Annotated in this window: 26 protein-coding genes; 13 read left to right on the top strand and 13 right to left on the bottom strand. The window is 55.6% G+C overall.

Annotated elements, in window-relative coordinates:
* Nucleotides 1-5: 5 nt before the first annotated feature.
* The 7 genes from fabF to ACZ5EH_RS13400 form a co-directional block, all read right to left on the bottom strand.
* Nucleotides 6-1,250, bottom strand: a complete 1,245-nt coding sequence (gene fabF / locus ACZ5EH_RS13430; RefSeq protein ID WP_464274390.1) for a beta-ketoacyl-ACP synthase II — start codon at nucleotides 1,248-1,250, stop codon at nucleotides 6-8.
* Nucleotides 1,251-1,462: 212 nt separating this feature from the next.
* On the bottom strand, nucleotides 1,463-1,693 hold the full coding sequence (gene acpP / locus ACZ5EH_RS13425; RefSeq protein ID WP_464274389.1) for an acyl carrier protein: 231 nt from the start codon (nucleotides 1,691-1,693) through the stop codon (nucleotides 1,463-1,465).
* Nucleotides 1,694-1,780: 87 nt separating this feature from the next.
* Nucleotides 1,781-2,524, bottom strand: coding sequence for a 3-oxoacyl-[acyl-carrier-protein] reductase (fabG, locus tag ACZ5EH_RS13420; RefSeq protein WP_464274388.1), 744 nt, complete (start codon nucleotides 2,522-2,524; stop codon nucleotides 1,781-1,783).
* Nucleotides 2,525-2,619: 95 nt separating this feature from the next.
* On the bottom strand, nucleotides 2,620-3,612 hold the full coding sequence (locus ACZ5EH_RS13415) for a beta-ketoacyl-ACP synthase III (protein WP_464274387.1): 993 nt from the start codon (nucleotides 3,610-3,612) through the stop codon (nucleotides 2,620-2,622).
* 66 nt (nucleotides 3,613-3,678) lie between these two features.
* The gene (plsX, locus tag ACZ5EH_RS13410) at nucleotides 3,679-4,719 is read right to left on the bottom strand and encodes a phosphate acyltransferase PlsX (RefSeq protein WP_464274386.1); all 1,041 of its coding nucleotides are present in this window, start codon (nucleotides 4,717-4,719) and stop codon (nucleotides 3,679-3,681) included.
* Nucleotides 4,712-4,891: a 50S ribosomal protein L32 gene (gene rpmF / locus ACZ5EH_RS13405; RefSeq protein ID WP_464274385.1), complete on the bottom strand. Its 180-nt coding sequence runs from the start codon at nucleotides 4,889-4,891 to the stop codon at nucleotides 4,712-4,714. The genes plsX and rpmF overlap by 8 nt, the downstream gene beginning before the upstream one ends.
* Before the next feature lie 74 nt (nucleotides 4,892-4,965).
* Nucleotides 4,966-5,538, bottom strand: a complete 573-nt coding sequence (locus ACZ5EH_RS13400; RefSeq protein ID WP_464274384.1) for a YceD family protein — start codon at nucleotides 5,536-5,538, stop codon at nucleotides 4,966-4,968.
* Nucleotides 5,539-5,764: 226 nt separating this feature from the next.
* On the opposite strand from ACZ5EH_RS13400, the gene rpmB reads away from it, so the two are divergent.
* From rpmB to hisC, 8 genes are all read left to right on the top strand, one after another.
* Nucleotides 5,765-5,965, top strand: coding sequence for a 50S ribosomal protein L28 (rpmB, locus tag ACZ5EH_RS13395; protein WP_464274383.1), 201 nt, complete (start codon nucleotides 5,765-5,767; stop codon nucleotides 5,963-5,965).
* Nucleotides 5,966-6,152: 187 nt separating this feature from the next.
* The gene (locus ACZ5EH_RS13390) at nucleotides 6,153-6,545 is read left to right on the top strand and encodes an FxsA family protein (protein ID WP_464274382.1); all 393 of its coding nucleotides are present in this window, start codon (nucleotides 6,153-6,155) and stop codon (nucleotides 6,543-6,545) included.
* A 27-nt stretch (nucleotides 6,546-6,572) separates the two neighbouring features.
* Nucleotides 6,573-7,694 carry a rhomboid family intramembrane serine protease gene (locus tag ACZ5EH_RS13385; protein WP_464274381.1) on the top strand — a complete coding sequence of 374 codons (1,122 nt, stop codon included), beginning with the start codon at nucleotides 6,573-6,575 and terminating at the stop codon, nucleotides 7,692-7,694.
* A 154-nt stretch (nucleotides 7,695-7,848) separates the two neighbouring features.
* The gene (locus ACZ5EH_RS13380; RefSeq protein WP_464274380.1) at nucleotides 7,849-8,895 is read left to right on the top strand and encodes a class I fructose-bisphosphate aldolase; all 1,047 of its coding nucleotides are present in this window, start codon (nucleotides 7,849-7,851) and stop codon (nucleotides 8,893-8,895) included.
* 204 nt (nucleotides 8,896-9,099) lie between these two features.
* Entirely contained in the window at nucleotides 9,100-10,080 is a 981-nt protein-coding gene (fliM, locus tag ACZ5EH_RS13375; RefSeq protein ID WP_464274379.1) for a flagellar motor switch protein FliM, read from the top strand.
* A gap of 204 nt (nucleotides 10,081-10,284) precedes the next feature.
* Nucleotides 10,285-10,539 carry a glutaredoxin family protein gene (locus tag ACZ5EH_RS13370; RefSeq protein WP_464274378.1) on the top strand — a complete coding sequence of 85 codons (255 nt, stop codon included), beginning with the start codon at nucleotides 10,285-10,287 and terminating at the stop codon, nucleotides 10,537-10,539.
* Nucleotides 10,540-10,544: 5 nt separating this feature from the next.
* Complete coding sequence (locus ACZ5EH_RS13365) at nucleotides 10,545-10,880, top strand: ferredoxin-thioredoxin reductase catalytic domain-containing protein (RefSeq protein WP_464278300.1); 336 nt, start codon at nucleotides 10,545-10,547, stop codon at nucleotides 10,878-10,880.
* A gap of 27 nt (nucleotides 10,881-10,907) precedes the next feature.
* Nucleotides 10,908-11,996, top strand: coding sequence for a histidinol-phosphate transaminase (gene hisC, locus ACZ5EH_RS13360; RefSeq protein WP_464274377.1), 1,089 nt, complete (start codon nucleotides 10,908-10,910; stop codon nucleotides 11,994-11,996).
* Nucleotides 11,997-11,999: 3 nt separating this feature from the next.
* Here hisC and ACZ5EH_RS13355 read toward each other — a convergent pair whose 3' ends face one another.
* Nucleotides 12,000-12,950 carry a CBASS cGAMP-activated phospholipase gene (locus ACZ5EH_RS13355; RefSeq protein ID WP_464274376.1) on the bottom strand — a complete coding sequence of 317 codons (951 nt, stop codon included), beginning with the start codon at nucleotides 12,948-12,950 and terminating at the stop codon, nucleotides 12,000-12,002.
* Between the two features lie 129 nt (nucleotides 12,951-13,079).
* Complete coding sequence (locus tag ACZ5EH_RS13350) at nucleotides 13,080-13,502, bottom strand: VOC family protein (RefSeq protein WP_464274375.1); 423 nt, start codon at nucleotides 13,500-13,502, stop codon at nucleotides 13,080-13,082.
* A gap of 184 nt (nucleotides 13,503-13,686) precedes the next feature.
* Between ACZ5EH_RS13350 and ACZ5EH_RS13345 the strand changes: the two genes are divergently transcribed.
* On the top strand, nucleotides 13,687-14,661 hold the full coding sequence (locus ACZ5EH_RS13345; protein WP_464274374.1) for a hypothetical protein: 975 nt from the start codon (nucleotides 13,687-13,689) through the stop codon (nucleotides 14,659-14,661).
* Nucleotides 14,662-14,761: 100 nt separating this feature from the next.
* On the opposite strand, the gene ACZ5EH_RS13340 is transcribed toward ACZ5EH_RS13345, so the two are convergent.
* The 3 genes from ACZ5EH_RS13340 to ACZ5EH_RS13330 all read right to left on the bottom strand — a co-directional run bounded on the left by ACZ5EH_RS13340 (nucleotide 14,762) and on the right by ACZ5EH_RS13330 (nucleotide 19,775).
* Nucleotides 14,762-16,615: a [FeFe] hydrogenase, group A gene (locus ACZ5EH_RS13340; RefSeq protein ID WP_464274373.1), complete on the bottom strand. Its 1,854-nt coding sequence runs from the start codon at nucleotides 16,613-16,615 to the stop codon at nucleotides 14,762-14,764.
* A gap of 89 nt (nucleotides 16,616-16,704) precedes the next feature.
* A complete protein-coding gene (locus ACZ5EH_RS13335; protein WP_464274372.1) occupies nucleotides 16,705-18,711 on the bottom strand; it encodes an FAD-dependent oxidoreductase in 2,007 nt (668 codons plus the stop codon).
* A gap of 86 nt (nucleotides 18,712-18,797) precedes the next feature.
* Complete coding sequence (locus ACZ5EH_RS13330) at nucleotides 18,798-19,775, bottom strand: CE1 family esterase (RefSeq protein ID WP_464274371.1); 978 nt, start codon at nucleotides 19,773-19,775, stop codon at nucleotides 18,798-18,800.
* Between the two features lie 290 nt (nucleotides 19,776-20,065).
* Between ACZ5EH_RS13330 and ACZ5EH_RS13325 the strand changes: the two genes are divergently transcribed.
* Together ACZ5EH_RS13325 and corA are read left to right on the top strand one after the other, a co-directional pair.
* Entirely contained in the window at nucleotides 20,066-20,251 is a 186-nt protein-coding gene (locus tag ACZ5EH_RS13325) for a hypothetical protein (protein WP_464274370.1), read from the top strand.
* A 6-nt stretch (nucleotides 20,252-20,257) separates the two neighbouring features.
* Nucleotides 20,258-21,253 (top strand): magnesium/cobalt transporter CorA, encoded by a 996-nt coding sequence (gene corA, locus ACZ5EH_RS13320; RefSeq protein ID WP_464278299.1) that lies wholly within the window; start codon nucleotides 20,258-20,260, stop codon nucleotides 21,251-21,253.
* A gap of 3 nt (nucleotides 21,254-21,256) precedes the next feature.
* Here corA and ACZ5EH_RS13315 read toward each other — a convergent pair whose 3' ends face one another.
* On the bottom strand, nucleotides 21,257-22,012 hold the full coding sequence (locus ACZ5EH_RS13315; RefSeq protein WP_464274369.1) for a hypothetical protein: 756 nt from the start codon (nucleotides 22,010-22,012) through the stop codon (nucleotides 21,257-21,259).
* A 505-nt stretch (nucleotides 22,013-22,517) separates the two neighbouring features.
* Between ACZ5EH_RS13315 and ACZ5EH_RS13310 the strand changes: the two genes are divergently transcribed.
* Entirely contained in the window at nucleotides 22,518-23,453 is a 936-nt protein-coding gene (locus tag ACZ5EH_RS13310; protein WP_464274368.1) for a hydrogenase small subunit, read from the top strand.
* 69 nt (nucleotides 23,454-23,522) lie between these two features.
* Nucleotides 23,523-25,187, top strand: a complete 1,665-nt coding sequence (locus ACZ5EH_RS13305; RefSeq protein WP_464274367.1) for a nickel-dependent hydrogenase large subunit — start codon at nucleotides 23,523-23,525, stop codon at nucleotides 25,185-25,187.
* Nucleotides 25,188-25,300: the final 113 nt, after the last annotated feature.

Below are 25,300 nucleotides of genomic sequence, written 5' to 3'. Positions count from 1 at the left end.
CGATGCTACCCGTCCCAATGCTTGAACAGCATGCAGGCGTTCGTCCCGCCGAAACCAAACGAGTTGCAAAGGGCGTATTGCATCTGCATCTCTTTGGAACCATCGGCCATATAGTTCAGGTCACACCCTTCACCCGGATTTTCCAGGTTGATGGTGCCGGGAACAATGCCCTTATGCAGGGTCATTACGCTGAAAACACCTTCAACGCCGCCAGCGCCGCCCAGAAGGTGACCGATCATGGACTTGTTGGCAGTGATGGTGAGTTTTTTGGCATGGTCGCCAAAGACCTTCTTGATGGCCTTGGTTTCGCAAATATCATTAAGCTGGGTCGAAGTAGCGTGAGCATTGATGTGGTCGATGTCTTCGGGCTGCAAACCGGCTTCTTCCACGGCTGCCTGCATGGCCAGGGCCATACCTTCCCCATCTTCAGGAGGAGCGGTCATGTGGAAGGCATCGGACGAGGAGCCAAAACCGACAACCTCGGCATAGATCTTCGCGCCACGCGCCTGGGCGTGCTCAAGTGACTCAAGAAGCATAAGCCCACATCCCTCGCCAATGACAAAACCATCTCGGTCACGATCAAAGGGACGCGATGCGCGCTCGGGTTCGTCGTTACGCGTAGAAAGCGCCTTGAGTGCGTTGAAGCCTGAAACAGCCAGAGGTGTCAGCACGGATTCAACCCCGCCGGTAATCATCGCATCTGCGCGGCCGAGCTTGATTTCCGAAAAAGCGGTGCCAATGGCGTGCGTTCCGGAAGCACATGCGGATGTCGTGGTGAGGTTGGGGCCTTTGGACTTCGTAGCTATGGAAACCATACCCGGCGCCATGTTGCCAATCAGCGTAGGGATGGTAAACGGCGAAATGCGCTTGGGACCTTGGTTGAGGAGCTTTTCAACGGCATTCTCAATTGTCTGCAGACCACCAAGGCCGCACCCGAGAATGCACCCGACGCGGCGCTCATTTTCCTCAGTCACTTCAAAACTGGCATCCTCGCACACCATTTTGGAGCAAGCCATTGCCCAGGTGCAGAAATTTTCTAATCTTTTGGCCTGCTTCGCATCGAGATAGTCTTCGGCATTGAAGCCTTCGACCTGACCAGCAATGGTTGTGGCGAACCCCGTGGTATCAAAGCGGCTCAAGCGGCCGATGCCAGACTTGCCAGCCAGAAGATTCTGCCAGCTCGTCTCCAGGTCGTTGCCGATTGGAGTCAATGCGGCAAGGCCAGTGACCACTACCCTTTTCCCTATCATGGAATTCCTCTCTCGGCGGCCCTGAAAAGGACCGCTACGGCTTGCGCCCTCAGCCGAGGCGTAGATGCCGCGCACGGGGCTCGTCGGAATAAGACGTTAGCGCCGCGGCCGTGGCAAGGTTCTGCACGGCCGCGGCGTTGTAGTCTCCAGCCGAGAGCAGCCTCTAGCAGACGGCGTTCCCGGCGCAATAGCTCTGAAACCGGGGCGCAGGTTTACTGCTTGGCTTCGATGTAGCTGATAGCGTCCTGCACCTTAACAATCTTTTGGGCATCATCGTCGTCGATTTCAATGCCGAACTCTTCTTCCATGGCCATGATCAGTTCGGTCAGGTCCAGGGAGTCGGCGCCGAGGTCTTCCACGAAGGAAGCTTCTGGCTTTACTTCGTCGGCGGAAACGCCAAGTTGGTCCACGATGATTTTTTTAACCTTTTCGGCTACGGACATGTTCGCCCTCCACAGCTGGTGTATTTTTTTGGGTTGCGTAAACGAGCAAAAAAAAGTGCTCGGAGCCTGCAGCGAGTAAACGGCTTGCTACATGTACAAACCGCCATTTACAGCAATAATCTGGCCGGTAATGTAAGATGCGGCTGGTGAAGCGAGAAACGTTACGGCGTTTGCAACATCCTGAACACTGCCCAAACGTTTGAGCGGAATATGTTCAAGAAACGCTTCCACAGCTTTTTCCGGCAGTTGGGCCGTCATGTCGGTTTCAATGAAACCTGGCGCAACGGCATTAACAAGTATATTCCGAGGAGCAAGCTCCTGAGCTGCGCTCTTGGTAAGACCGATGAGCCCTGCCTTGGCGGCAACATAGTTTGCCTGACCGGCATTCCCCATCTGCCCTACAACGGATGAAATATTGATGATCCGCCCTTTGCGTTGGCGTCCCATAATCTTTGATGCTTCACGCAGGCAGGAAAATGCGCCTTTCAGGTTGATGTCGAGAACAGCGTTGAAATCCTCATCCTTCATGCGCATGATCAGGCCATCGCGGGTAATGCCGGCGTTGTTCACCAGCACGTCGAGCATGACCTTGCCCTTTATGTTCTCCGCAAAAAAGGCGGCCACCGCTTCAGGGTCGCCCACGTTCAGGGCGAAAGCCTGAGCTTTTCCGCCAGCCTGTTCAATCTGCTCGCAAACCTTGGCGGCTTCTTCGGGTTTGCTGACATAGGTAAGGTATACCTGGAATCCGGCTGCTGCCAGATCCAGGGCGACGGCTTTTCCTATGCCGCGTGAGCCTCCAGTAACGAGGGCCGTGGATACGAGTTCGCTCATTGCGTAATACTCTCGGGTGCAGGTATTTTCATGTTCGCGGGGAAGCCCTTCCTAACGCAATTGTTCGAAGACTGCAACGCAAGGAGGGCTGAGCACTAAAATTCGAGAATAGCACTGCCCCAGGTAAAACCTGCGCCAAAGGTGCAGGCGAGAACCCGTGAACCGGGCTTGATCCGCCCCATTTCCCTGGCTTCGGCAAGGGCGATGGGAATGGAGGCCGCCGAGGTATTGCCGTAGCGGTCCACATTGACAAAAATCTTGTCCCCGGGGACATCAAGTTTCTTACCCAACGCATCGATGATGCGCAAATTCGCCTGATGGGGCAGGAAAAGATCTACATCATCCTTCCCCAGACCGTTGCGCTCGAGAATGTCCATGCTGATGGTGTACATATTCCGCACGGCATGCTTGAAGACTTCGCGGCCGTTCATCTTGATGAAATATTCCTCGCCAACGGCCTCGCCCTCTTTATACGGGTGCTGTGAACCGCCGCCAATTATATTAAGCAGGTCGGCCTGGGCGCCATCGGTGGAAACTTTCACATCGCGCACCAGGGCAAGCGCTTCGCTGCCGTCGTCCCGGGTCAGGACGGCCGCGCCGCAGCCATCGCCAAACAGCACACACGTCCCGCGGTCCTGGTAGTTGGTGCGCGAGGAGAGAACATCGCTGGCAGCAATGAGAATAGCAGGATCCTCATCAACCTGCGCCAGTCCACGGGCAAGCTGCAGCGAAAAAACAAAGCCGGAACAGGCGGCGCTGCAATCCATGGCCATACGGCCCTTGAGGCCCAGGCGTTCAGCAAGGATGTTCGCCGTGCTCGGGCAAGGCATATCGGGGGTAATGGTCGGCACCAGAATATGCGAGAGCCTGGAAGCAGGCATATTCGCATCGGCCAGAGCTTTTTTGGAAGCTTCCAGGGCCAGATCGGAATTTTTCATGCCGGGCTCTACAATCCGGCGTTCCTTGATTCCGGTGCGGGTGGTGATCCACTCATCCGTGGTGTCCACCATTTTTTCAAAATCTGCGTTGGTCAGAACCCGGTCTGGCACATGGTAACCCAGGCCGCGTATAACGACATCATAGCTCATGAGGAATATCCGCTTGGTTGTGCGACGAATGCATTGCGAAGTTTAACTGAAGCCGAGGTTGCCAGATCAATATTTGACGGCTTTACCGAAGCGGGTCAGTTCGTCGTTTGCCGAAAGTTCCTCCACAAGGTGTTCGTTCGCCTGCGTCTTTACAAACTTGGCGGCCAGGCCCACGGCATTGGTTATCGCCTTGCTGTTCGAGGAACCATGGCAGACGATTACGATGCCTTGCAGCCCAAGAAGCGGCGCGCCACCGTATTCGGCATAATCCACAAGATCCGCGAAGCGGGTGAACGTTCCTTGGAGAAGCTTAGCCAGAACGCGCGAAGGGAGCGTGCGGGTCAACTCTGCCTTGAGCAATTTGGTCAACGCGGTGCCAAGGCCTTCTGAGAGCTTTAACGCCACGTTCCCCACGAATCCGTCACAAACGACCACGTCGACATCTCCTGTAAAGATATCGCGACCTTCAACGTTGCCGACAAAATTCATGGAGGCCAGCTTGAAGAGATCAAAGGCTTCCTTGACAAGAAGGTTGCCCTTTCCCTCTTCCTCACCGATGCTCAACAGACCGACTCTCGGGCGATCAACACCCATGACGTCTCTGGCAAAGACATCGGCCATGAGGCCGAACTGGAAGAGATGATACGGTTTGCAGTCTACGTTGGCGCCAACATCGATGAGCACCATGGGTTTTTTCTCAGTAAAGAGCACGCCGGCAAGGGCCGGTCGCTCCACACCTGGAATGCGCCCCATGGAAAACATGCCGCAGGCGAGAGTCGCTCCCGAGTTACCGGCAGAGACAACGCCATGCGCCTCACCGTCCTTGACAAGCTGGCAGGCCGCCATGATCGAGGAGTCCTTCTTGCGCCGCAACACCTCAGAGGGCTTTTCATGCATCTCTGCAACCTGTGAAGCATGCAGAGTACGCACTTCCAGCCCAGAGGTATCGCACCGGGAAAGCTCCGCAGCGATACGACTCTTGTCGCCAACCAGTGCCAGCCCCACGCCAAAGCGACGTGCGCCTTCGATGGCGCCGGGAACAACCACGGAGGGACCGTTGTCCCCACCCATGGCGTCCACAGCAATGACCGTATTCGTACTAGTCATCTTCCTTACGCAGATACTGGCGCCCCTTGTAGGTGCCGCAGCTGGGGCAGATGCGGTGAGGCATGGAAGGCTCGCCACACTCGCAGTAGATCACATTGGGGATTTCCACGTGCTGGTGCGCGCGGCGCATGCCCTTTTTGGACTTGGAAGTTTTCTTTCTGGGAAGTGCCATGATCGTATCCTTATAATAGTCTGAAGCTAAAGGGTCGCTGACACAGGTCTGACATTGCCAGACCCGGACACCGTTCACGAAATTTTAAGATTACGCAAGGGCGCCATTCTCGGATCGCCCTCTTCCTCCGGGCAGTCACACTGCCCCTCATTGAGATTCTTACCACAGGTGCGGCAAAGGCCTTTGCATGCGTCGTCGCAAAGCGGCTTTACGGGCAGCGAAAGCAAAAACTGCTCCCAGAGCAGACTGGACACGTCCAGCTCGAGCCCGGATTTGCCTTTTTGAATCAGCGGCGGACCTTCCAGCTCTTCATCGTCCGCAGCTTCGGGTTCCTTGCCACGGCGCTTTTTACCAGTGTGCTCTTTCTCCACAGGAAAAGGTTCGTATTCGTCAAATACGTGGCCCACGTCAACCCTTGCTTCTTCGCTGCAGCGATCACACGGCACACCAACGGCGCCACGAATCTTGCCGCGTAGAAGCAGTCCTTCTTCCTGGGGGAGCACTTCGAGGGTCGCCTCCAGAGGGTCAAGCACAGTATATCCGAGCTTGAACTCCTCCCAAGGGGCGGTCCAAATCTCCTGATCAGTAAAGACAAATTCCTGGCCTTCGGCCGGGATCGATTCAATTTTCAGCACGACTGGTTGCATAACAGCTCCGTAAACGCTGCTGATTAGCCCCTTCAAGTACCCTTGTCAAGAAAAAACCCCTTGCACTACGGTTCCTAAACGGGTAAGGTTCGCCTCTTGCCAGCGCAAGCCCCCTTATGTTAATGACTCGCGCTCGCAGCCGGACTGAACCGCACGCGGCACATACCGGCCGCAACGCGGCGCACACGGCACATTGCCAGCGCCGAGATCCAGGAGGAATACTATCATGAGCAAAGAATGCCATTACTGCGGCAAAAAGCCCCAGGTTGGAAACAACGTCAGCCACGCACACAACAAATCCAAACGCCGCTTTTCGCCCAACCTGCAGCAGGTTCGCGCCGTGCTGTCCAACGGCGAAGTGCGTAAAGTTTCTGTTTGCACGCGCTGCCTGCGTTCCGGCGTCGTCACCAAGCCTGCCATTCAGTAGCCTGCTGCTCCGCAAAGCAGCGGCTTTTCGGAGACTTGGAGACTGAACAGGCATCAGCATCAAAGGCTTTCTGCCGTCACAAGGCCGGGTGACGTATGCCGGGCCACACAGATGTTTTTCCGGCCGTCGCGTACCCACACGCGGCGGCCGGCACGCTTTTTTACAACCTCCTTCCCAGGCGGTTCTCATGTTTCTTCGCTTGCTCATAGCCTTCACATGCATTCCCATCGCGGAACTCTGGCTGCTCATTAAAATCGGCTCACACATTGGTGCCTTGTCCACCATCGCACTTGTCCTGCTGACTGGTATTGCAGGCGCGTATCTTGCGCGTATGGAAGGACTGGCAACCATGATACGCGTACAACAAAGTTTGCAGCAAGGACTTGTGCCCGCAGAAGAACTCATGGACGCTTTTATCATTCTCGCGGCAGGGCTCATGCTGCTGACACCCGGCCTTATCACCGACACTGCCGGATTGTTGCTGCTTGTCCCCTTCACCCGCAACGCCTTCAAACGCTGGCTGCGCCGCAAGTTTGACGAATGGACCCGCAACGGTACCATCACCATTCGCCGCATGTAACCTGGCTTTTTGCTGCCAAGTGTTACCATGACTGACGACGACCGCCCCCCCGGCTCCCGGCCCACGCGACGTCCTTCGCAACGTTCTTCTGATGCGGGCGGTTCCCGACGCCCCACGTCTCCATTTCATCTTGCGGGCCCCAAGAAAAACAGGGGCTCCGCCCCCATTTCTGAAAAGAACAGCGCCGATGCCCTTATGGAAGACAGCGGCGAGTGGTCTGTGCTGAATAACGCCCTGCTCCAGGTAACCGGCTACAAGCACCTGACACGTCGTCTCGCCTGGGAGTGGAGTCTCGTTTTCGAAGCCAGAGGGCTGCCTTATCACCTTGATCATGTTTTTTCCGGGTATCGTTTTATCGCCCCCGCCGACCAGGCACAGCGCATGGTTGAAGAAATAGCGGCCTACGAGCAAGAAAACGTCGAGATACCGCGCCCTGCACCACCTATGGAAGAAAATACGGCGCTTACCATAGGCATCCTTCTTATAATCGCACTTTTCCATGGCATCAGCCGCAACAATTGGCGTCTTTTTGGTTTCGATGCTGCGCAGACACCCATTCCATGGGTACCCAAAGGGGTATGCGACTGCTTCGATGTCACCATCAGCCACGAGTGGTGGCGCAACATCACCGCCCTGACGCTGCATGCCGATATAGCCCACCTGCTGGGGAACCTGGGATTCGGAGGCATAGTCATGGTGCTGTTATGCCGGGAACTCGGCAGCGGGGGCGGATGGCTGGCAGCTTTGCTGGCAGGATGGGCAGGCAATGCGTTCAACTGTTCCTTGCAGGGGGCAGCGCACGCCAGCCTTGGCGCTTCAACATCAGTGTTTGGCGCCATTTCAGTCCTTTGCACATTACGCGCAGTGCGTGACCACTCCCTGGACAAACGCAGCCTCATGGCCCCCCTCGGCGCAGGCATCATGCTGCTTGGCTTCCTTGGAATGGGGGGCGACGACCCTTTCCAACGTGCGCCTACGGATGTGGGGGCGCATGTTTTCGGTTTCATGGCCGGCATCCCCATTGGAGCGCTGGCCGGGTGGCTGGTGCGCCGGCATGGCCCCCCGCATGGTCGTTACTCACTCCTTTTTGGGGCGTTAGCCGCCGGCATCATGGTTCTTGCCTGGAGACTGGCTCTTGCACAGCCCTGACCAGCCCTCCTAAAAGCAAAATCGACACAGAGATTTTTCCTCCTCTCCCTTTGCAATATCCTAACGTCATGGTATGGAGGACAGTGATATGGAAGACTTGTTTCCCTCCTCTCTTTCCGTTTTTTCTCAACCGTAGAACAAAGGACGGCAGACCATGACTGACATCGTAAAGCTTCTGGGCGACGAGGCGAACCTGCTTGAGCACAAATGCCAGACGGTACCCAAGGAGCACCTGCACCTCCCGGGGCCGGACTTCGTTGATCGCGTCTATTCACAGACGGACCGCAAGCCCACTGTGCTGCGAAATCTGCAACAACTTTTCGATCACGGACGCCTCGCCGGCACTGGCTATGTCTCGATCCTTCCTGTTGACCAGGGCATCGAGCATACGGCCGGGGCTTCCTTTGCGCCCAATCCCCTCTACTTTGACCCCGAAAACATTATTCGCCTGGCCATAGAAGGCGGCTGCAACGGCGTGGCCTCCACGCTGGGCGTTTTGGGATCTGTAGCGCGCAAATATGCGCACAAAATCCCTTTCATTCTGAAAATCAACCACAACGAGTTGATGACATACCCCAACAAGTGGGACCAGATTCTGTTCGCATCCGTCGAACAGGCCTTTGACATGGGGTGTGTGGCTGTGGGCGCAACCATTTATTTTGGTTCGGAGACCAGCAACAGGCAGATTCAGGAAATCACCACCGTTTTCCAACACGCGCATGAACTGGGACTGGGTACCATTTTGTGGGCCTACACCCGGAACCCGGCCTTTAAGAAAGACGGTACCGACTATCATGTCAGCGCCGACCTCACCGGTCAGGCCAACCACCTGGCTGCCACCATCGAAGCTGATATCGTGAAGCAGAAGCAGGCAGAAAACAATGGCGGCTTCAAGGCTGTTGGTTTTGCCAAAACCGATGAGCGTGTCTACAGCGAGCTGACCACGGAAAACCCCATCGACCTGACCCGCTACCAGGTACTGAATTGTTACAACGGCCGCGCCGGGCTCATCAATTCCGGCGGCGGATCCGGCAAAAACGACCTGGCGCAGGCCGTGCGCACAGCCGTTATCAACAAGCGCGCAGGGGGGACGGGGCTCATCTCCGGACGCAAGGCGTTCCAGCGCCCCATGCAGGATGGTGTACAGCTTTTGAACGCGATCCAGGATGTCTACCTTTCCAAGGATGTAACCATCGCATAGTAAGGCACGTATCTTGCTTGTTTTTTCCCAAGCGGCAGGAGGTGCCTCGGCAGGGCGACGCCCTGTGGCCCCTCCTGCTGTCTTGACCGGACAAGGTACAGGGATTACGCTTGTATTTCCTGGCGGCACAAATGGGCGATAGCATGGCCATCGCCGCCTAACAGCGTACACGTATCACATCCTGCGCCTCGAGGAGACGCATACATGAGCAAGATACTTGCACAGGACGAAGTCGACGCGTTGTTGCGCGGTTTATCCGGGGGTGAAATCGAAACCGATGGGGATATCCCCGAGGACGATTCCGGTATTGTCTCCTTTGACCTCGCAAACCAGGACCGCATCATCCGCGGGCGTATGCCGGTTCTGGAAATCGTCAACGATCGCTTTGCCAGACTGTGCACCAACGCACTTTCCAACTCGGTGCGCAAGCGCGTGGAGATTAACCCCATCTCCATCGACATGACAAAATTCGGCGATTTCATGCGCTCTTTGCCCGTACCGACAAGCATCAACATATTCAAAATGGAGCCTTTACGCGGCAACGCCATTGTGGTTGTCGATTCCCGGCTCGTGTTTGCACTTGTAGAAAATTTTTTCGGTGGTTCCGGCTCACAGCCCAAAATCGAGGGACGCGAGTTCACCCGCATCGAGCAGGCCATTGTGGACAGGGTGATAAAAATCGCCCTCGATAATATGGAAGAATCCTGGCGTCCGGTACATGATGTAAACCTCGAGCTGGTGCGCTCTGAAATCAACCCCCAGTTTGCGGCCATCGTGCCCCCCAGTGATGTGGTGGTGGTCATCACCTTTGAAGTGGAACTGGAAAACGCCATCGGCTCCCTGGTTGTGTGTCTGCCCTACGCCACCATCGAACCCATCCGGTCCAAGCTGCACGCCAGCTTCCAGACCGAACGTCTGGAAATCGACCATGCCTGGGTCTCTCGTCTCAAGGAACGGCTGATGGAAACCCCTGTGGAACTGCTGGTACGCTTCGGACGGACGAAAATTACCGGCCGGCAATTGCTGCACTTGCAAATCGGCGATGTATTACTGCTGGATACGGATACCGACGACCTCATGGAAGCGGAAATCGAGGGTGTACGTAAATTCAAGGGTATTTGCGGCACGGTAAAGGGGAACCAGGCTTTTCAGATCATCGAGGAAGAAGAACCCCGCTACGCCTGATTTTTCAAACCACTTCACCACTGCGCCACCCCATGCCCTGTTTTTTTTGTAATCTTAGGGGCGAGCCATTCCGAATACCTCATCAGTAACATGTCGTTTTTTTAATGCCTCCAGTAATACTTGGCGATTTTGTTAAAAGTTTGCTATGCGATGTTACCAGTGTTCGTTTTACACTAAAAACCATACAGATTCACGAGGATAATCATGTCTGAACGCGTCAAGCTTTTTGCCCTCTCCACTTGCGTCCACTGCAAAAATGCGAAAAAATTTCTGGATGAAAACAATATTCCCTACCAGTGCATCTACGTGGATACCCTTACCGGAGACGAACGCAAAGAGACCATCGCCGAAGTGAAGAAGCATAATCCTTCTGCTTCATTTCCCACCATCATCATTGATGGAGATCGCGTTATCGTAGGATTCCGCAAAGATGAAATTAAGGAGGTCCTTGGTATATGAGTCAAATGACCGCCGAAAAGCTGTACGAATCACTGAAGAAAATTCAGGAACCCAAAGGCTATTACTTCAATGAAGACATGGATATGACCATGCCTCTTCTGGAAAACCTGCTCGTTAACAAAGAACGTTACGGACACATGGCTTGCCCATGCCGGCTGGCCAGCGGCAACTTTGAAGAAGACAGGGACATTGTCTGCCCCTGCGTTTACCGCGAAGAAGACGTCAAGGAATATGGCGCCTGCTTTTGTGGTCTGTATGTTTCCAAGGAGTGGAACGAAGGCTCCATCGAGCATAAAACCGTTCCTGAACGTCGCCCCCCTGAAAAGGTTACCCTGATTTAGCAAGCCGGCTGCCAAAGCGCCCTAAAAATGCTCAGAGACGACCTGACCTCACTTGCTCCCTACGCCCACGCCATGGACGAGGGCGCTTTGCGCGACCGCTACAACCTTACGCGGGTCGTAAAACTCGGCAGCAATGAAAGCCCCCTGGGCCCATCTCCCCTGGCTGTGAAGGCCATGCAGCAGGCAGCCATGGATGCAGGACGCTATCCCCAGGCCGACAATTCCAGGCTGCTCCAGGCCATAGCGAGTCATGCCGGCATTCCAGCCGACCATCTCTGTGCGGGAAACGGGGGGGATGAATGTATTGACCTGCTCATCCGCGTCCTGGCCAAAACCGGCAAGGACAGTATCCTGACCTGCCGCCCCTGTTTTGATGTCTACCGTACTCAAGCTGTTGTTTGCGGTGTCCGGCACCTACAAGTACCGCTGCGTGCAGATTTTTCCCTACCGCTGCAGGAGCTGGCCGCAACAGCGGACGAGCATACCGCTCTCGTGATTGTGACCTCGCCGGACAATCCCTCCGGCCTTGTCACCCCCCGCGAAAAGATACTTGAGCTGGCCCGCGCCCTGCCTAAACGGACATTACTGCTTGTAGACGAAGCCTATGTGGATTTTTGTGACGCCCCAGACGAGACAACCTGCCTGCCTTTGGTAGAAGGGGCGGAGAACCTGGCCGTATTGCGCACCTTTTCCAAGGCATGGGGGCTTGCCGGAGCCCGGTTAGGATACGTGGCGGCGCCGCTTGCCGTGGCTGACATGCTGCGTCGCGCCCAGATTCCCTTCAGCGTGAACCGTTTTGCGCAGCAAGGGGGCATGGCAGCTCTGCAAGATAGGGAACATTACGCAGCAACAGTGGCCTGCATACGCGAGGGGCGCGCTTTCATGGCGGCCAGGCTCGCCGAACTTGGGTGCAAGGTCCTGAACAGCCAATCCAACTTTTTGATGTTCAGCCCCCCTGCGGATGCGGCGGAAGTGTTTCAGGGCCTGCTGGAACAGGGTATTTTAATACGCGCCCTGAAGCCCACAGGCCTGCCCGACTGGTTACGCGTAACGGTTGGCGTTCGCGAAGAATGCGAACTTTTTCTCCATGCTCTGGAACGCTTGCTCAATAAGTAGAAGCTACCCCGCTGCTCCAGCCTGTTGCAAACCGGCTACAAAAGCATCTATCGCCTGCCCATTCGTCTTCAGCAGACGCTCGGCATCCTTTTTGAGATTCGCGATGTTGCCCCTGGTGGCGTTGTCCATGTCATCCGAACCATAGGTGAGCTTGGTCTGCAAACGCACGTGCTTATCGCCAAGAAGTTGCTGCAGCTGATAATCCACGGCGTCGCTGGAACCATCGAACATGCAGCTCAGCAAGGGCGCCAACCAGCCCGCCTTCCCCCAGTCCTTTGCATCATTATAGCTTATGGGGCGCACCAGCTCCCCCGTCCCAAGCGACAGAATCCGAAACTCATTTTCCTCAGGAAAAATGCGTTTGGCTTCCACATAGGCGGACATGGCAGGATTGTTGATAAAAACGCCACCATCAACCAGAGTGTGCATACTGGCGCCTACGGAAACCAATGCCGGCTCAAAATATGTCGGCGCGGCCGAAGTGGCGCGCGCAATGCGCCTGACTTCCACACTTTTCCACTCTTTGCGCCAGCTTTTGAAAAAATAGGGAGTACGGGCGGCTATCTCGTAGCTGGTGATCAGGACATTGCTCAAGGCAGCGCCAAATGAGGCTTGGCCAAAGTAATCCTCCAGCACTTTCTCCAGCCCCTTGTGCGAATACTTTTCATCTGCAAGCCCGCCCACGGAACTGACGCCTTTCCACAGGGACCGTTCGAAAATCTGCCCCCCTTGTTCTTCGTAGAGCTTGACCAGATCCTCGGCTTTGAATTTCGGACGTTTTTCCCCGTTATCAAGCGTGAGTCCGAGCGCCAGAATCCCCCCCGTCGAGGTACCGGCAACAAGGTCAAACAACTCGCTGACCGGTTTTCCAAGACGTTTTTCGATTTCAGCCAGCACAATAGCTGGAATAATGCCCCTGATGCCTCCTCCGTCAATGGAAAGAACGAATTTCATGCGGCAACCCCCGTTTTGCTATCCGATTTCTCAAAAGGAAAAATCGATTACCAGGGGTATACCGCATCTGTGATCATTGTTGAACAGGTACAGACAAACATGGATAAATTGCAACAAACAAACTACAATTTATATTTCATGCTTTATATTTGATTCTGTGGCTGCAACGGCCAACTCTATCAAGTTTCCATCAGGATCGCGAAAATAAAACGAAATGAGTGGTCCCTGCGCACCAGTACGTTGTACCGGCCCCTCAAGGATGTCCACACCATTCGCTTGCACATGCGCCATGGCGTCTTCAAGAGGCGGCTCTATTAACAGACAAATATCAGCACTGCCCCGCGTAGGCGCGCTGGCATGGGGCACTATTTTCCTATCACACTGGTGTAAATTTATTTTCTGCGCTCCAAATACAAGGGCAGAGCGTGTATTGCCAGGACCAAAACATTCATGCCGCATACCCAGCACGCGGGTGTAAAAGTCGCAGGTCAACGCAACATCCGCCACCGTCAGCACCAAATGATCCAGGGATAAAACAGTTGGTGTTTTCATGCATTTTGCTTTGGCAGAAGCCTCTCTTGCTGGTCAAGCGATTCCTTTGGAGCCATGCTACAATTTTGCAGCAAATAACCACAAAATTGTATCTCCTTACAGTATCGCAACCAGTCTTTTTTTTACTAACACACTAATTTTCTGAAACAAACCCAGATGGCACGCAACATGCTCAAGAAGTGACATGGAAACGATGCAAACGCCATACGGTGAGCTTCGTGTGCTCGAGGTGACTGACCGCCATCCCAATGGGAAAATCAAAGCCTGCATTCCCAAGGGCGCCAATGCGTTAGCTACGCCCTTCGGCCTTCTAACCCCGCAGCACAGTACTGACGATCTTCGCAAGAAAACCGTCCAGCCTGTGACCTTTCATGCAGAAGGAGGCATCGCCTCCCTGCCCCTCGAAACGCAGACCCTCGTGCAGACGCCAGCCGGTCCCATCCCGGCGGAACTGCTCTCCTTTCACCCCAACGGAGCGCTACGGCGCGTGTTTCCACTCAATGGCCGGCTTTCCGGCTACTGGACCCAGGAAGATGAAAGCGCTTTGGCGGAATCCGTAACACTTAAAACCCCTCAAGGCGATTGGAAGCACAAACTTGTTGGCGCGTGCTTTACACCAGAGGGCGCTTTGCACAGCATCACCTTCTGGCCTGGAGAGACCCAAAACGTGTCCACCCCCGCCGGCGCCATTGAGGTGCGTATCGGCGTCAGCTTTTATCCTGATGGCAGTGTCCGCTGTATTGAGCCGGCAGGCCCCCACCCTGTGCAAACCCTGGTGGGTGAAGTTCTGGCTTTTGACCCTGACGCGGTTGGCATATCCGGCGATGCCAACTCCCTGGCATTCGGCCCCAATGGGCTGGTAACCCGGGTCGCCACTGTCCAAACCCACGTCCATCTGCATCCGCTGGCAAAAGAAGCCCCCGGCGAAGAATCATCCATCACGCTTTCACCAGGACAACGCGAGAGCCTGTGCGGCTTTACCGAAACGGAACCAGTGCCCCTACACCTGGAACTCAAAAATGGGGATTTGTTCGCCCGCTTGGGTGCAGTCGGCGAAACCAGACGCTTTGCCGTGGACAACTGGGAAATCACCACCAAACACCAGCGTCCCGAACTGGGGCGTATGGAGCTGACACCCCGCATGAGTTGCGAAATGTAGCTTGATCCCATCAAAAAAACACAACGCCGGGGCGGTCATGCCACCCCGGCGTTTTTATTTGGGTTTCAGGTCCTTTTCCCTGGGCAATCATCTCCCAAACTCAATCATTCAGGGGGCAGGACGCCGTCTCGCTCATCTTGTCGAACTCGCTGTGCACCAGCGTGCTCATGGTAATGTCGCGCCAGATGTCCTTGATGGTACGGTGAATCTGCTGCCGCCTGCGGATGTAGTGGGTGTGCAGGTATTGGTGGGAGAGCGCGCCCAACGGCTCGCCGAGGTAATCCTCGTAGAGTTTTTTAACCAGCGGGTTGTTATGCGACTGACGGACCTGCTTCTTGCGGTCGATATCGTAAATGGCTTCTCTGCGTTTGAGCGCGTGGGGAAGGTACGCCTTTTTTGAACGCAGATGACCGCCCCCGTCCACACAACCACCAGGGCAAGCCATGATCTCGATGAAGTCGAAGTCAGCGCGGCCTGCGAGCACGTCCTCCACCATGGCGCGCGTGCCCTTGAGGCCATGGCACATGGCCAGTTTGACCTCGCCGACATCGCCCCCCAAATTTGCGGTGGCGGTGCGCACGTTTTCGAACCCGCGCAGGGCCGTGACCTCTATCCCGTCCAGTTCATGACCATTCAGCACATAGTACATCGTGCGCACAGCCGCTTCCATGACGCCGCCAGTGGTGCCGAAAATAGCCCCGGCGCCCGAGTAGTCGCCCATATAGGGATTATCAAAGGTCGACGGTTCCAGCTTTTTCAGGTCGATGTTCTCCCGTTTGAGCAGACGGGCGAATTCGCGAATGGTCAGCACCACGTCCACATCCCGCACGCCGTCGCGCTGAAACATGAGACGGGCGGCCTCATCCTTTTTGGCCGTGCACGGCATGATGGAAACCACCCGGACCTTTGCAGGGTCAAGGTGCATCTTCTCGGGCAGGTAGGTTTTGGCAATGGCGCCAAAACACTGTTGCGGCGAACTGGTGGAGGAAAGATAGGGGAAAATGTCCGGATAATGCTTTTCTGCAAAATTTATCCATGCAGGACAACACGAGGTAAACGTCGGCCGCTTGCCTTCGCGCAATCTTCCCAGCAGCTCCGTGCCCTCTTCCATGATGACCAGGTCGGCCGCAAAATTGGTGTCCAGCACTATGTCGGCGCCGATCGCACGCAAGGCCGCAATGATCTGCCCTTCCACATTGCTTCCCGCAGGCAGTCCTAATTCTTCGCCAAATCCAACCCGGATGGCTGGAGCGAATTGAAACACCGTGATAATTTCCGGGTCATACAGGAAATCTATCACCGATTCGGTCTCGTCACGCTCTGCCAGAGCCCCTGTGGGGCACACCAGCACGCACTGACCACAGGTCACGCAGTCGGAAGCGCCCTGGCTCAACCCGTTGCGCGTGCCCACCGCGGCCTGCATGCCGCTCCCGGTCATGACCAGAGCGTCCACGCCCTGCCCGTCGCGGCAAATCTTCACACACCGAAAGCAGCGGATACACTTGGTCAGATCGCGGGTCAGCGCCGGTGAGCTGGCATCTCTGGGGCGGCTTTTGGCCACCTCGGGCATTTGAAAACGAGAGCGCTGCAAGCCCACAAACTGCGCCACGTCTTGCAATTCGCAATCGCCGTGGCGTATGCATGCCGCGCAATCCTGGTCGTGATCAGCAAGCAGCAGTTCCACCTGCAAGCGCTGCATTTCACGTACGCGGGGCGTTCTTGTCAGCACCCGCATACCTGGCTTGAACGGTGTATTGCAGGCAGTTACAATATGGGATTCTTCGCTTCCATAGGTTGTTATCTCCACCAGACAGACACGGCATGTGCCAGGTGTGTGGTCGATGTCGGCAAGTTCGCACAACGTAGGAATATAGTGCCCGCTGCGCCGCGCCGCCTCAAGAATCGTCTCACCCTGCACCACTTCCAGACTGTGGCCATTGATATATGATTGCATATTCCGCCTCGTTTGTTTGGCTCTGCAAGGGCAATGAAAAGACCTACACCCCCCGGGGGGCAGGCCTTACCCTCTCGCTTCGCTGCCGCCTAGTCACACCCTTCGGGAATGGGGGATTCGGTAATGACCGAATAGACCCTGTAGCAGCGCAGACACCTGCTGGCCTCATGATAGGCTTCTTCCGCCGTTATGTTCTTTTCCACTTCCTCGAACTTTTCGCGCCGCACCTCGGGGTCCAGCTCCGGAATCTCCACGCGATATTTGTGCTCAACGGGAGTATCCAACCATTCCTTATTCATGGCCTTGAAGTCATTGATAATTTGACGCATCCGGCTACGCGGAAAAAACCGCACCCGACCGTAATGCAGATAATCATCTATACTGCGCGCTGCCTTCAGGCCATTGGCCATGGCATGGATGAGAGTGGACGGCCCGGATCGACAGTCGCCACCGGCAAAAACGCCAGGACGCGAGGTTGCCAGGGTGGCGCCGTTGGCATCCACACAGCCCCATTTGTTCATACTCACGCCATCGCTTTCCGTAAGCGAATCCGTGGCGACCTGCTGCCCAATGGCGGCAATGAGTATGGAGCATTTCTCCACACGTTCGGACCCGGGGACAGCAGTAACCTTGCGCCGCCCTCTGCCATCGGGCTCGCCCTGCTGCATGTCCACCAGTTCCACGCCAACCACCTTGCCGTCTTCGGCAACCACGCGAGTGGGGTTGGTCAGATAGGAAAACTGTATGCCCTCTTCTTCTGCAGCCTCAATCTCTTCCTGGTCTGCGGGCATGTCAGCCTTTGTGCGGCGGTACACCAAACGCACCGAATCCGCCCCAAGACGCAGAGCTGAACGGACGCAATCCATGGCGACATTGCCGCCCCCCACAACGATAACATCCCCCTCCACCTTCAGGGGTTCACCCTTTTCCACATGCCGGTGGACCTTCAAAAGAAAATCGATGCCGGATTCATATCCTTGGAGGCTGTTATCTTCGCCTGCTATGCCAAGGTGCCGCCCCTCTGAACAGCCGAGGGCAAGAAATACCGCCTTATAGCCCCGGGCGGAAAGCCCATCCAGGGAGTAGTCGCGCCCCAGCGCTTGGTTGTAGAGGATGCGCCCCCCAAGCAATTCTATGATGTCAGTCTCGGCTTTGAGCACATCCTTTGGCAGGCGATAGCTGGGTATGCCGGATGCCGCCATGCCGCCTGCTTCGCCCTGCGCCTCCAGAACATCCACGGGATACCCCTTGAGCAGCAAATGGTACGCACAGGATATTCCGGCCGGTCCGGCGCCCACCACCGCGACCTTCAGTTCTTCCGGCTGCGGTGTGGTTATCAACTCAGGTGAAAAGAGTTCCTGCTGCACCCCGTGCTCCAGGTCGGCCACATAACGCTTCAGCACCTTGATGCCCACAGGCTCGTCCACAGAGGAGCGCTCGCAGGCCATCTCGCAAAAGCGCACGCAAACGCGCCCGCAAGTGGCCGCCATGGGGTACTTCTGCAGGATCACGCCCAGAGAATGGGACGGCTTGCCATCTTTTATATAGTCAATATAGCGGGGAACGTTGACCTTGGCCGGGCACGCTTCAATGCAGGGCGCGGTGACATAGGTCATACCGTTTTGACGCGGGCTGGCATGGCCGGAGCCCCGGCGCAACTCATCGCCAAAATGCTCCAGCGCCTCGAGCAGGGCCACGGTGCTCGTCATCCCCAGACCACAGAGCGCTGTTTCGTTTATGTGAGCAGCAAAGTTCTCAATGCGCGCCCAGGTTTCTTCCTGCTCTTCCGGACTCGCCACCCCCTTGTGCACTTCACCGAGCCAGTCGCGGATGAGGCTGGTGCCCACCCTGCACGGCGTACATTTGCCGCAGGATTCCTCGGCCGCCTTTTTCATGTATTGCCAAAACGTATCCAGCAGGCTCACACCAGGGGCGAACACGAAAAAGCCCTTGTCGCCCACAAACGCCTGCACCTGATTGCCTTGGTTAAATTCCTCAAAAGGCGCGAGTTCAGGCGCCTCGGGAATCTCGAACAGATTTTTTTCCCTGTTGTCGTGGATTACGCCGTCCCAGACACCGTAGATGACACGCGTCATACTACCCCCATGGCTTTACGCCCTGCTTTCGGAAACCAGCCAGACAGCCGGCTCCGGCCTGGATATCAGTTTTATCGACCCAATAGTCATTGTGCTTGCCGTATAAAGCCGCCACCACTCCTGCGAAAGGAGCGCAGCCAGTCCCAGGCCAACGCGGCGGCATCGAAGGCCTTTCCATTTGCAAGGGGCAGATGCGCCGTCTTGTCGCCTCCTGCCCACCCGTGGCGCATGTCCCTGACCGAATAAAAGCGGACGCCTGCGCCTGTTGCACAACGCTCCCATTCTTGCTCCTGCACGTACCCTGCAAACAGGGAGCGCGCCACAGTTTCTCCCTGGCACCCATCACTTGCAGCCCACCAGGCTGCAGTTTCCTTTTGTGCAAGAAAAACAGGGCCATTCTCGCCATTGCGAAAGCGCCCCCCTTTGTATGGCAGGCTCTCGTCAGCCAGACCATGTATGATGCAAACGGGGAGCGCATATTCCCTTTGCGGCTCGATATGCGACGCACCGTCCATGGCCCCGGCAATCACGGCGATACCCGCCAGTTTTCTGCGACCGTGCAAGGCATAGTGATAGGCCAGCATGCCGCCATTGGAAATGCCCAGCATATACAGCCGCTCTTTATCCAGAGGCAATCTGCTCCCTGCATCCGCCAGGCAGATGTCCAAAAACCCCAGATCGTCAACACCCGCCTCTTGAGCCTTTGCACAGCAGAATCCAGCGTTCCAGTGCTGCAGGTAGCCCATAATGCCGACACCTTGCGGATATATCACGGCAAAGCCTTGCGTATCGGCAAGTGTAGAAAGGCCTGTCTGCGCTTCCATCTCACCACCGGTCATGAAGGCACCATGCAGCGCCACCACTACGGGCATGGAGCTTTTTCCGTCCCAATCCGCGGGGACATGCAACAAGTAGCTACGTTCGAATCCCAAATCCTTGCGGCGCGTCGCGATGTCATAGGTGCGCCCCTTTTGCAGACCGCCAGCCTGCGGCGGCGTATGCGCCCTGTTCGTACAGCCGCTCAGTCCTTCCAAAAAAAACAGGGAAATCAAGAAAATAGGCATAAAAAATACAGGGCGCCACATAGCTGGTTTCATGTCCTCGGGTTACTGTAAATCCTTTTATATTACAAAAACACGTCAAAATAATACTGTTTTTTTCACATTGCGCTCTGTTTTCTGTAACCATTATAATGATACGGGTGTAACGCCCGTTTCCAATTTATTGAGTCCTGCTGTAATTATCTTAGGCAAAGTTCATTTCATACTTGCCCAGGAAGAATATACCAGAGCGCTACGTACACCAATTGGTCTCCCCCTAGTAAACCTTACCCCCGATGCAGGGAGGCAGCCGCATGTTCAGAGTCTTTAAATCCAAACTTGCTGCAGAGCGACGAAGCGGCGACGTTGAAAGCGAAGCCCTTAGCGTCTCGCCTTCGACACCGCGCCATACACAGACCCCCATGTTCACTCCTGTTATTTCCCTGCGCCAATGTGTTGCAGGGGGTGACGACGCCATCGACGTTTCACTTGAGGCATAGCAGCGTATTGCTACAGACAAAGAGCACTGTCGCTGGATAAAGGTCAACGGCACCCATGACGCCGGGTTCATCCAGCAGGTGGCGCACACCCTTTCACTGCATCCGCTGATTATGGAAGACATTCTGGAGCAGGGCACACGCCCCAAAATGGAAATTTTCGGCAATCAACTTTTCATCGTGCTGCACCTTCTCTCCTACGATGCAACCAATGCGCGGATAAGCGCAGAACAGGTTTCCATTGTCATGGATGATGCCATCATCTTTACTTTTCAGGAGACACAGCACAATGCCTGGGATGACTTGCAGACACGCAAGCAACTCACCAACGATGGCGCTCAAGGAAATGCCTCTGAAAGACTGATGTTCGCCCTGCTGGACGTGATCGTGGATGAATATTTTTTAGTGGTCGGACGACTTGCCGAAGACATCGAGGAACTGGAAAGCGACGTGCTGGCTGACAATGCACAACCGGTGCTCAACCGCATTTATACGTACAAACGGGATGTGCTTTTCATGCACCGCACGTTATGGCCCCTGCGAGAAGCTCTGGGGCGCCTTACACGAAATTACGCCGCCGGCAGTAGTGACGCCTCACGATATTTGGCCGCAAACCTGCAGCATGACGTGTTGCAAGTCGTAGAAGCTGTGGATTCATTACGCGAGATGCTCACCGGAATGCTGGACCTGTATATGAGCCGCCGCGACCTGCGACTGAACGAAGTTGGGCAGGTGTTGAGCGTCGTCGCCACCATCTTCATTCCACTCACGTTCATCACGGGTTTTTACGGCATGAACTTCGACAACATGCCCCTTACTCACTGGCGCTATGGGTATCCCTTGGTCGTTGTGCTGATGTTGGCCGTGGCTTTCTGGCTCTACTTCATCTTCAAGCGAAAACGCTGGTTCTCTCTTAAAAATCAAGAAGGTGAAGACATCGACAAGGAAATCGCCTCCCGTGAAGACGCCACTATCAAACGAGATCAGCAGCGCCCCCGTAAGTAAAGGCTATTTGACGGAGCCGATACTGCCCCTCTCTCCCTCCATTTCCCAGGGCAACTCCGGCCAGTCCTCCATCACGCCTATCTTCATTGGCGGATCGGGGGGCAACCACATTATGCGGCTGGGCAAATCAAGGGCGCTGTGTTCATGGGGCAAAAAGGTAATTGATCCTTCTACCGGCTCAGCGGCGTCAAACTCTGGCCCGTATGTATAGATGAACTTACCTTTCTTGCGTAACACGCGGCGCATCCCTGTCTTGGAATCGCTGAAGACCAGACGCCCGTCTTCCAGTTGCTCTACCTTAATAAAACGGTCTTCAGTGCCCACCTTATAGCTGCCCAAAAAATCCTTCACGCCAAATTCCATGGCGCGTATGCCCCGTAGTCCCAAACGTACTTCATTGCCCTGCTTGAGCATGTTGCTGCCGAAAAAAACACTGTCTTTGATGAGCATTACATCTTCCTTGCTCACGTCCACCTTGTGCGGTGATATGAGTTTGACCGCGTGCATGAATTCATGGGGAAGTGTTGCCTGGGCAAGGACATCGTGAATTTTTCTGCGCCGTTGCTCTTTTGCAGAAAGCGGGACATCCGGAGCTTCCTGAGATTGCGGCATTTTTTTTGGTTCAGGAGACTCAAGCTTCAAATCAACCTGCATGACAGGATACGGATTAGGCGCAGGGGCGAGCTCGAAGACCCAGGCCCCTGATAATATAAGGGTCAGATGCAATATAGCGGAAAACAGTACAGCCAATGGTTTCATATCTCTATTCTGCCAAAAGCGTATAATTGCAGCAACAAACTAAAAACCCGTGCAAATAGTATCACTTTTAATAAGACTTGCCCATGGCTGACAAAGGGCGATTTTACACAACGTTGTAAAGTGATGTTTAAGAGAGCACAAAAAACCCAACGGTTTTGTAAAATGCCACAGGGAACTGACATACTTTTCTTTGGTTTGTGACACGCTAAGAATAACAACTAACGACCTGCATCACACTGAAATTATTCCATTCCACGCATTGACTTATGAACGGATTACAGTATAGTCGTTCCCAAAATCTCGGGAAAATATTCACTTAGTAGTGTGCCATGCCGAAACGAGACGCAAAGAGTCCTGGCTGTGCAGGTGCCAAAAGATCTGAAGGCAGATTCAGAACTTTAGGTAATGGACTCGTTTATCCAGTGGATCAGGGCTGCTGTTCTGGCGGCTCCGCAACATACGTCGTTACGTTTCATCATACCCTTAATTGAGGATGGAGGTTTTTATGAGGATTTCCGTAGGTCTCGGAAGAGAAGGCGCAGAGAAACGACTGGAGGAACGTGGGGTAAGCCGGCGTGACTTCATGAAGTTCTGCACTGCTGTTGCCGCTGCCATGGGCATGGGTCCAGCTTTCGCGCCGAAGGTGGCTCACGCACTGACTGCAGAGAAGCGTCCTTCCGTCGTCTACCTGCACTTCGCCGAGTGCACGGGATGCTCGGAAGCGGTGCTGCGCACGGTTGATCCCTATGTGGACACCCTGCTCCTGGACACCATTTCAATGGACTACCATGAAACACTGATGGCTGGTGCCGGCCATGCAGTTGAAGAAGCACTGCACGAAGCCATCAAGGGCGATTTCGTGTGTGTCATCGAAGGCGGCATCCCGACGATCGACGAAGGCAAGTGGGGCCAGGTTGCTGGCAAGCCCATGTTCGACATCGCCAAGGAAGTCGTTCCCAAGGCCAAGGCTTTGATCAACATCGGCACCTGCGCCTCCTTCGGTGGCGTACAGAAGGCCGCGCCCAACCCCTCCAAGGCCATGGGCGTAAACGAGGCTCTGGGTGTTTCCGGCATCAACCTGCCTGGCTGCCCCCCGAACCCCATCAACTTCGTCGGCGCAGTTGTTCACTTCCTGACCAAGGGCGCCCCTGAGCTTGATGAATACAACCGCCCAGTACTGTTCTATGGCGAGACTGTGCATGACAACTGCCCGCGCCTGAAGCACTTTGAAAATGGCGAGTACGCTCCCTCCTTCGGCAGCGAAGAAGCCAAGAAAGGCTACTGCCTCTACGAACTGGGTTGCAAGGGTCCCATGACCTTCAACAACTGCCCCAAAGTCCTGTTCAACCAGACTTCCTGGCCTGTACAGGCCGGCCACCCCTGCATTGGTTGCAGCGAGCCGGATTTCTGGGACAGCATGAGCCCGTTCTACGAGTTCTAGGCAGTTACGAGACGCACTGACAACAGAAGTATTATCTAAGTCAACAGCTTCGCCAAGGAGGATCCCTATATGGCAGCCCCGAAAAGCGACTACAACGGGAAAGTCGTAGTCGATCCCGTTACCAGAATCGAAGGCCACCTTCGCATTGAAGTGGAAGTCGAAAACGGTATCATCAAAAATGCATGGAGCAGCTCGCAGCTGTTCCGCGGTTTGGAAATCATTCTCAAGGGCCGCGACCCCCGCGACGCCCAGCACTTCACCCAGCGCGCCTGTGGCGTGTGCACCTATGTGCATGCCCTGGCCTCCACCCGTTGTGTGGACAACGCCGTGAACGTGAAGATTCCCAAGAACGCAACCCTGATCCGCAATCTGGTGCTTGCTTCCCAGTACATGCATGACCATGTTGTGCATTTCTATCACCTGCACGCCCTGGACTGGGTGGACGTCACCAGCGCCCTGGCAGCCGATCCGCAAAAGGCCGCCAAGATCGCCAACGACATCTCCCCCCGCAAGACCAAGGTTGAAGACCTCAAGGCCGTTCAAGAACGCCTGAAAAAATTCGTCGACAGCGGCCAGCTCGGCATCTTCACCAACGCCTACTTCCTGGGCGGCCACCCGGCTTACGTGCTGCCCCCCGAAGTCAACCTGATCGCCACCGCGCACTACCTCGAAGCCCTGCACCTGCAGGTCAAGGCTGCTCGCGCCATGGCTATCCTGGGCGGCAAAAACCCCCACACCCAGTTCACCGTTGTGGGCGGCGTCACCAACTACGACTGCATGGATCCCAAGCGCCTCAACGAGTACATCGCGCTGTTCAAGGAAACCAAGCAGTTCATCGACGAAGTATACATTCCCGACCTGCTGGCAGTGGCTGGCTTTTACAAAGACTGGGCCGGCATCGGTGGCACCACGAACTTCCTCACCTTTGGCGAGTTCCCCACCGACGAATACGACCTCAACAGCCGCTACTATCCCCCGGGATTCATCGAAGCCCGCGACATCGGCACGGTTCAGGAATTCGATCCTACTCAGATCACCGAAGCCATCAAGCACTCCTGGTACGAAGGCGACAAGACGCTGCATCCGTATGACGGCGTTACCGAGCCCAAGTACACCAGCCTGGAAGACAAGGATCGCTACTCCTGGATGAAGGCTCCCCGCTACAAAGGCTTCTCCACTGAAGTCGGCCCCCTGGCGCAGACTCTGGTTGCCTACTCCAAGGGACAGCCCGAAACCAAGAAGCTCGTGGACACCGTGCTCGGCAAGCTGAGCGTCGGCCCTGAAGCCCTGTTCTCCACCCTGGGCCGCACTGCTGCCCGCGGTATTGAGTGCGCCGTCATCGCCGCCAAGGGCGAAGACTGGATCAACGAGCTCTCCGAGAACGTGAAGAGCGGCGACACCAAGGTCTACGAAGAGTGGGAAATGCCCGCAGAAGCCCAGGGCGTCGGTTTCGTTACCGCTCCCCGCGGCGGCCTGTCCCACTGGATCAACATCAAAGACGGCAAGATCGAGAACTTCCAGCTCGTGGTACCCTCCACCTGGAACCTCGGCCCCCGCTGCAACAATGACAAGATGAGCCCCGTCGAGGAAGCTTTGGTCGGCACCCCCATCGCCGATCCCAAGCGTCCCGTCGAGATTCTGCGCACCGTGCACTCCTATGACCCCTGCATCGCCTGCGGCGTGCACGTCATCGATCCCGAGAGCAACGAAGTGCACAAGTTCAAGGTTTGCTAATTCCTTGAATTGACTCGACCCTTATACGGGAACCCGGCCCTTGCGCCGGGTTCCCGTTTTCTTCTATAGTGGGGGGGCGCATTTAGCAGCCGGCCTGCATCGCCTTACCGCAG

The organism is Desulfovibrio biadhensis, from assembly GCF_055388615.1.
This window is presented reverse-complemented; position numbering and strand designations above follow the sequence as displayed.

Bases quoted from the DNA above. Each gene is read 5' to 3' on its own strand.
- fabF (WP_464274390.1), bottom strand. From the start codon at position 1,250: ATGATAGGGAAAAGGGTAGTGGTCACTGGCCTTGCCGCATTGACTCCA.
- acpP (WP_464274389.1), bottom strand. From the start codon at position 1,693: ATGTCCGTAGCCGAAAAGGTTAAAAAAATCATCGTGGACCAACTTGGC.
- fabG (WP_464274388.1), bottom strand. From the start codon at position 2,524: ATGAGCGAACTCGTATCCACGGCCCTCGTTACTGGAGGCTCACGCGGC.
- ACZ5EH_RS13415 (WP_464274387.1), bottom strand. From the start codon at position 3,612: ATGAGCTATGATGTCGTTATACGCGGCCTGGGTTACCATGTGCCAGAC.
- plsX (WP_464274386.1), bottom strand. From the start codon at position 4,719: ATGACTAGTACGAATACGGTCATTGCTGTGGACGCCATGGGTGGGGAC.
- rpmF (WP_464274385.1), bottom strand. From the start codon at position 4,891: ATGGCACTTCCCAGAAAGAAAACTTCCAAGTCCAAAAAGGGCATGCGC.
- ACZ5EH_RS13400 (WP_464274384.1), bottom strand. From the start codon at position 5,538: ATGCAACCAGTCGTGCTGAAAATTGAATCGATCCCGGCCGAAGGCCAG.
- rpmB (WP_464274383.1), top strand. From the start codon at position 5,765: ATGAGCAAAGAATGCCATTACTGCGGCAAAAAGCCCCAGGTTGGAAAC.
- ACZ5EH_RS13390 (WP_464274382.1), top strand. From the start codon at position 6,153: ATGTTTCTTCGCTTGCTCATAGCCTTCACATGCATTCCCATCGCGGAA.
- ACZ5EH_RS13385 (WP_464274381.1), top strand. From the start codon at position 6,573: ATGACTGACGACGACCGCCCCCCCGGCTCCCGGCCCACGCGACGTCCT.
- ACZ5EH_RS13380 (WP_464274380.1), top strand. From the start codon at position 7,849: ATGACTGACATCGTAAAGCTTCTGGGCGACGAGGCGAACCTGCTTGAG.
- fliM (WP_464274379.1), top strand. From the start codon at position 9,100: ATGAGCAAGATACTTGCACAGGACGAAGTCGACGCGTTGTTGCGCGGT.
- ACZ5EH_RS13370 (WP_464274378.1), top strand. From the start codon at position 10,285: ATGTCTGAACGCGTCAAGCTTTTTGCCCTCTCCACTTGCGTCCACTGC.
- ACZ5EH_RS13365 (WP_464278300.1), top strand. From the start codon at position 10,545: ATGACCGCCGAAAAGCTGTACGAATCACTGAAGAAAATTCAGGAACCC.
- hisC (WP_464274377.1), top strand. From the start codon at position 10,908: ATGCTCAGAGACGACCTGACCTCACTTGCTCCCTACGCCCACGCCATG.
- ACZ5EH_RS13355 (WP_464274376.1), bottom strand. From the start codon at position 12,950: ATGAAATTCGTTCTTTCCATTGACGGAGGAGGCATCAGGGGCATTATT.
- ACZ5EH_RS13350 (WP_464274375.1), bottom strand. From the start codon at position 13,502: ATGAAAACACCAACTGTTTTATCCCTGGATCATTTGGTGCTGACGGTG.
- ACZ5EH_RS13345 (WP_464274374.1), top strand. From the start codon at position 13,687: ATGGAAACGATGCAAACGCCATACGGTGAGCTTCGTGTGCTCGAGGTG.
- ACZ5EH_RS13340 (WP_464274373.1), bottom strand. From the start codon at position 16,615: ATGCAATCATATATCAATGGCCACAGTCTGGAAGTGGTGCAGGGTGAG.
- ACZ5EH_RS13335 (WP_464274372.1), bottom strand. From the start codon at position 18,711: ATGACGCGTGTCATCTACGGTGTCTGGGACGGCGTAATCCACGACAAC.
- ACZ5EH_RS13330 (WP_464274371.1), bottom strand. From the start codon at position 19,775: ATGCCTATTTTCTTGATTTCCCTGTTTTTTTTGGAAGGACTGAGCGGC.
- ACZ5EH_RS13325 (WP_464274370.1), top strand. From the start codon at position 20,066: ATGTTCAGAGTCTTTAAATCCAAACTTGCTGCAGAGCGACGAAGCGGC.
- ACZ5EH_RS13315 (WP_464274369.1), bottom strand. From the start codon at position 22,012: ATGAAACCATTGGCTGTACTGTTTTCCGCTATATTGCATCTGACCCTT.
- ACZ5EH_RS13310 (WP_464274368.1), top strand. From the start codon at position 22,518: ATGAGGATTTCCGTAGGTCTCGGAAGAGAAGGCGCAGAGAAACGACTG.
- ACZ5EH_RS13305 (WP_464274367.1), top strand. From the start codon at position 23,523: ATGGCAGCCCCGAAAAGCGACTACAACGGGAAAGTCGTAGTCGATCCC.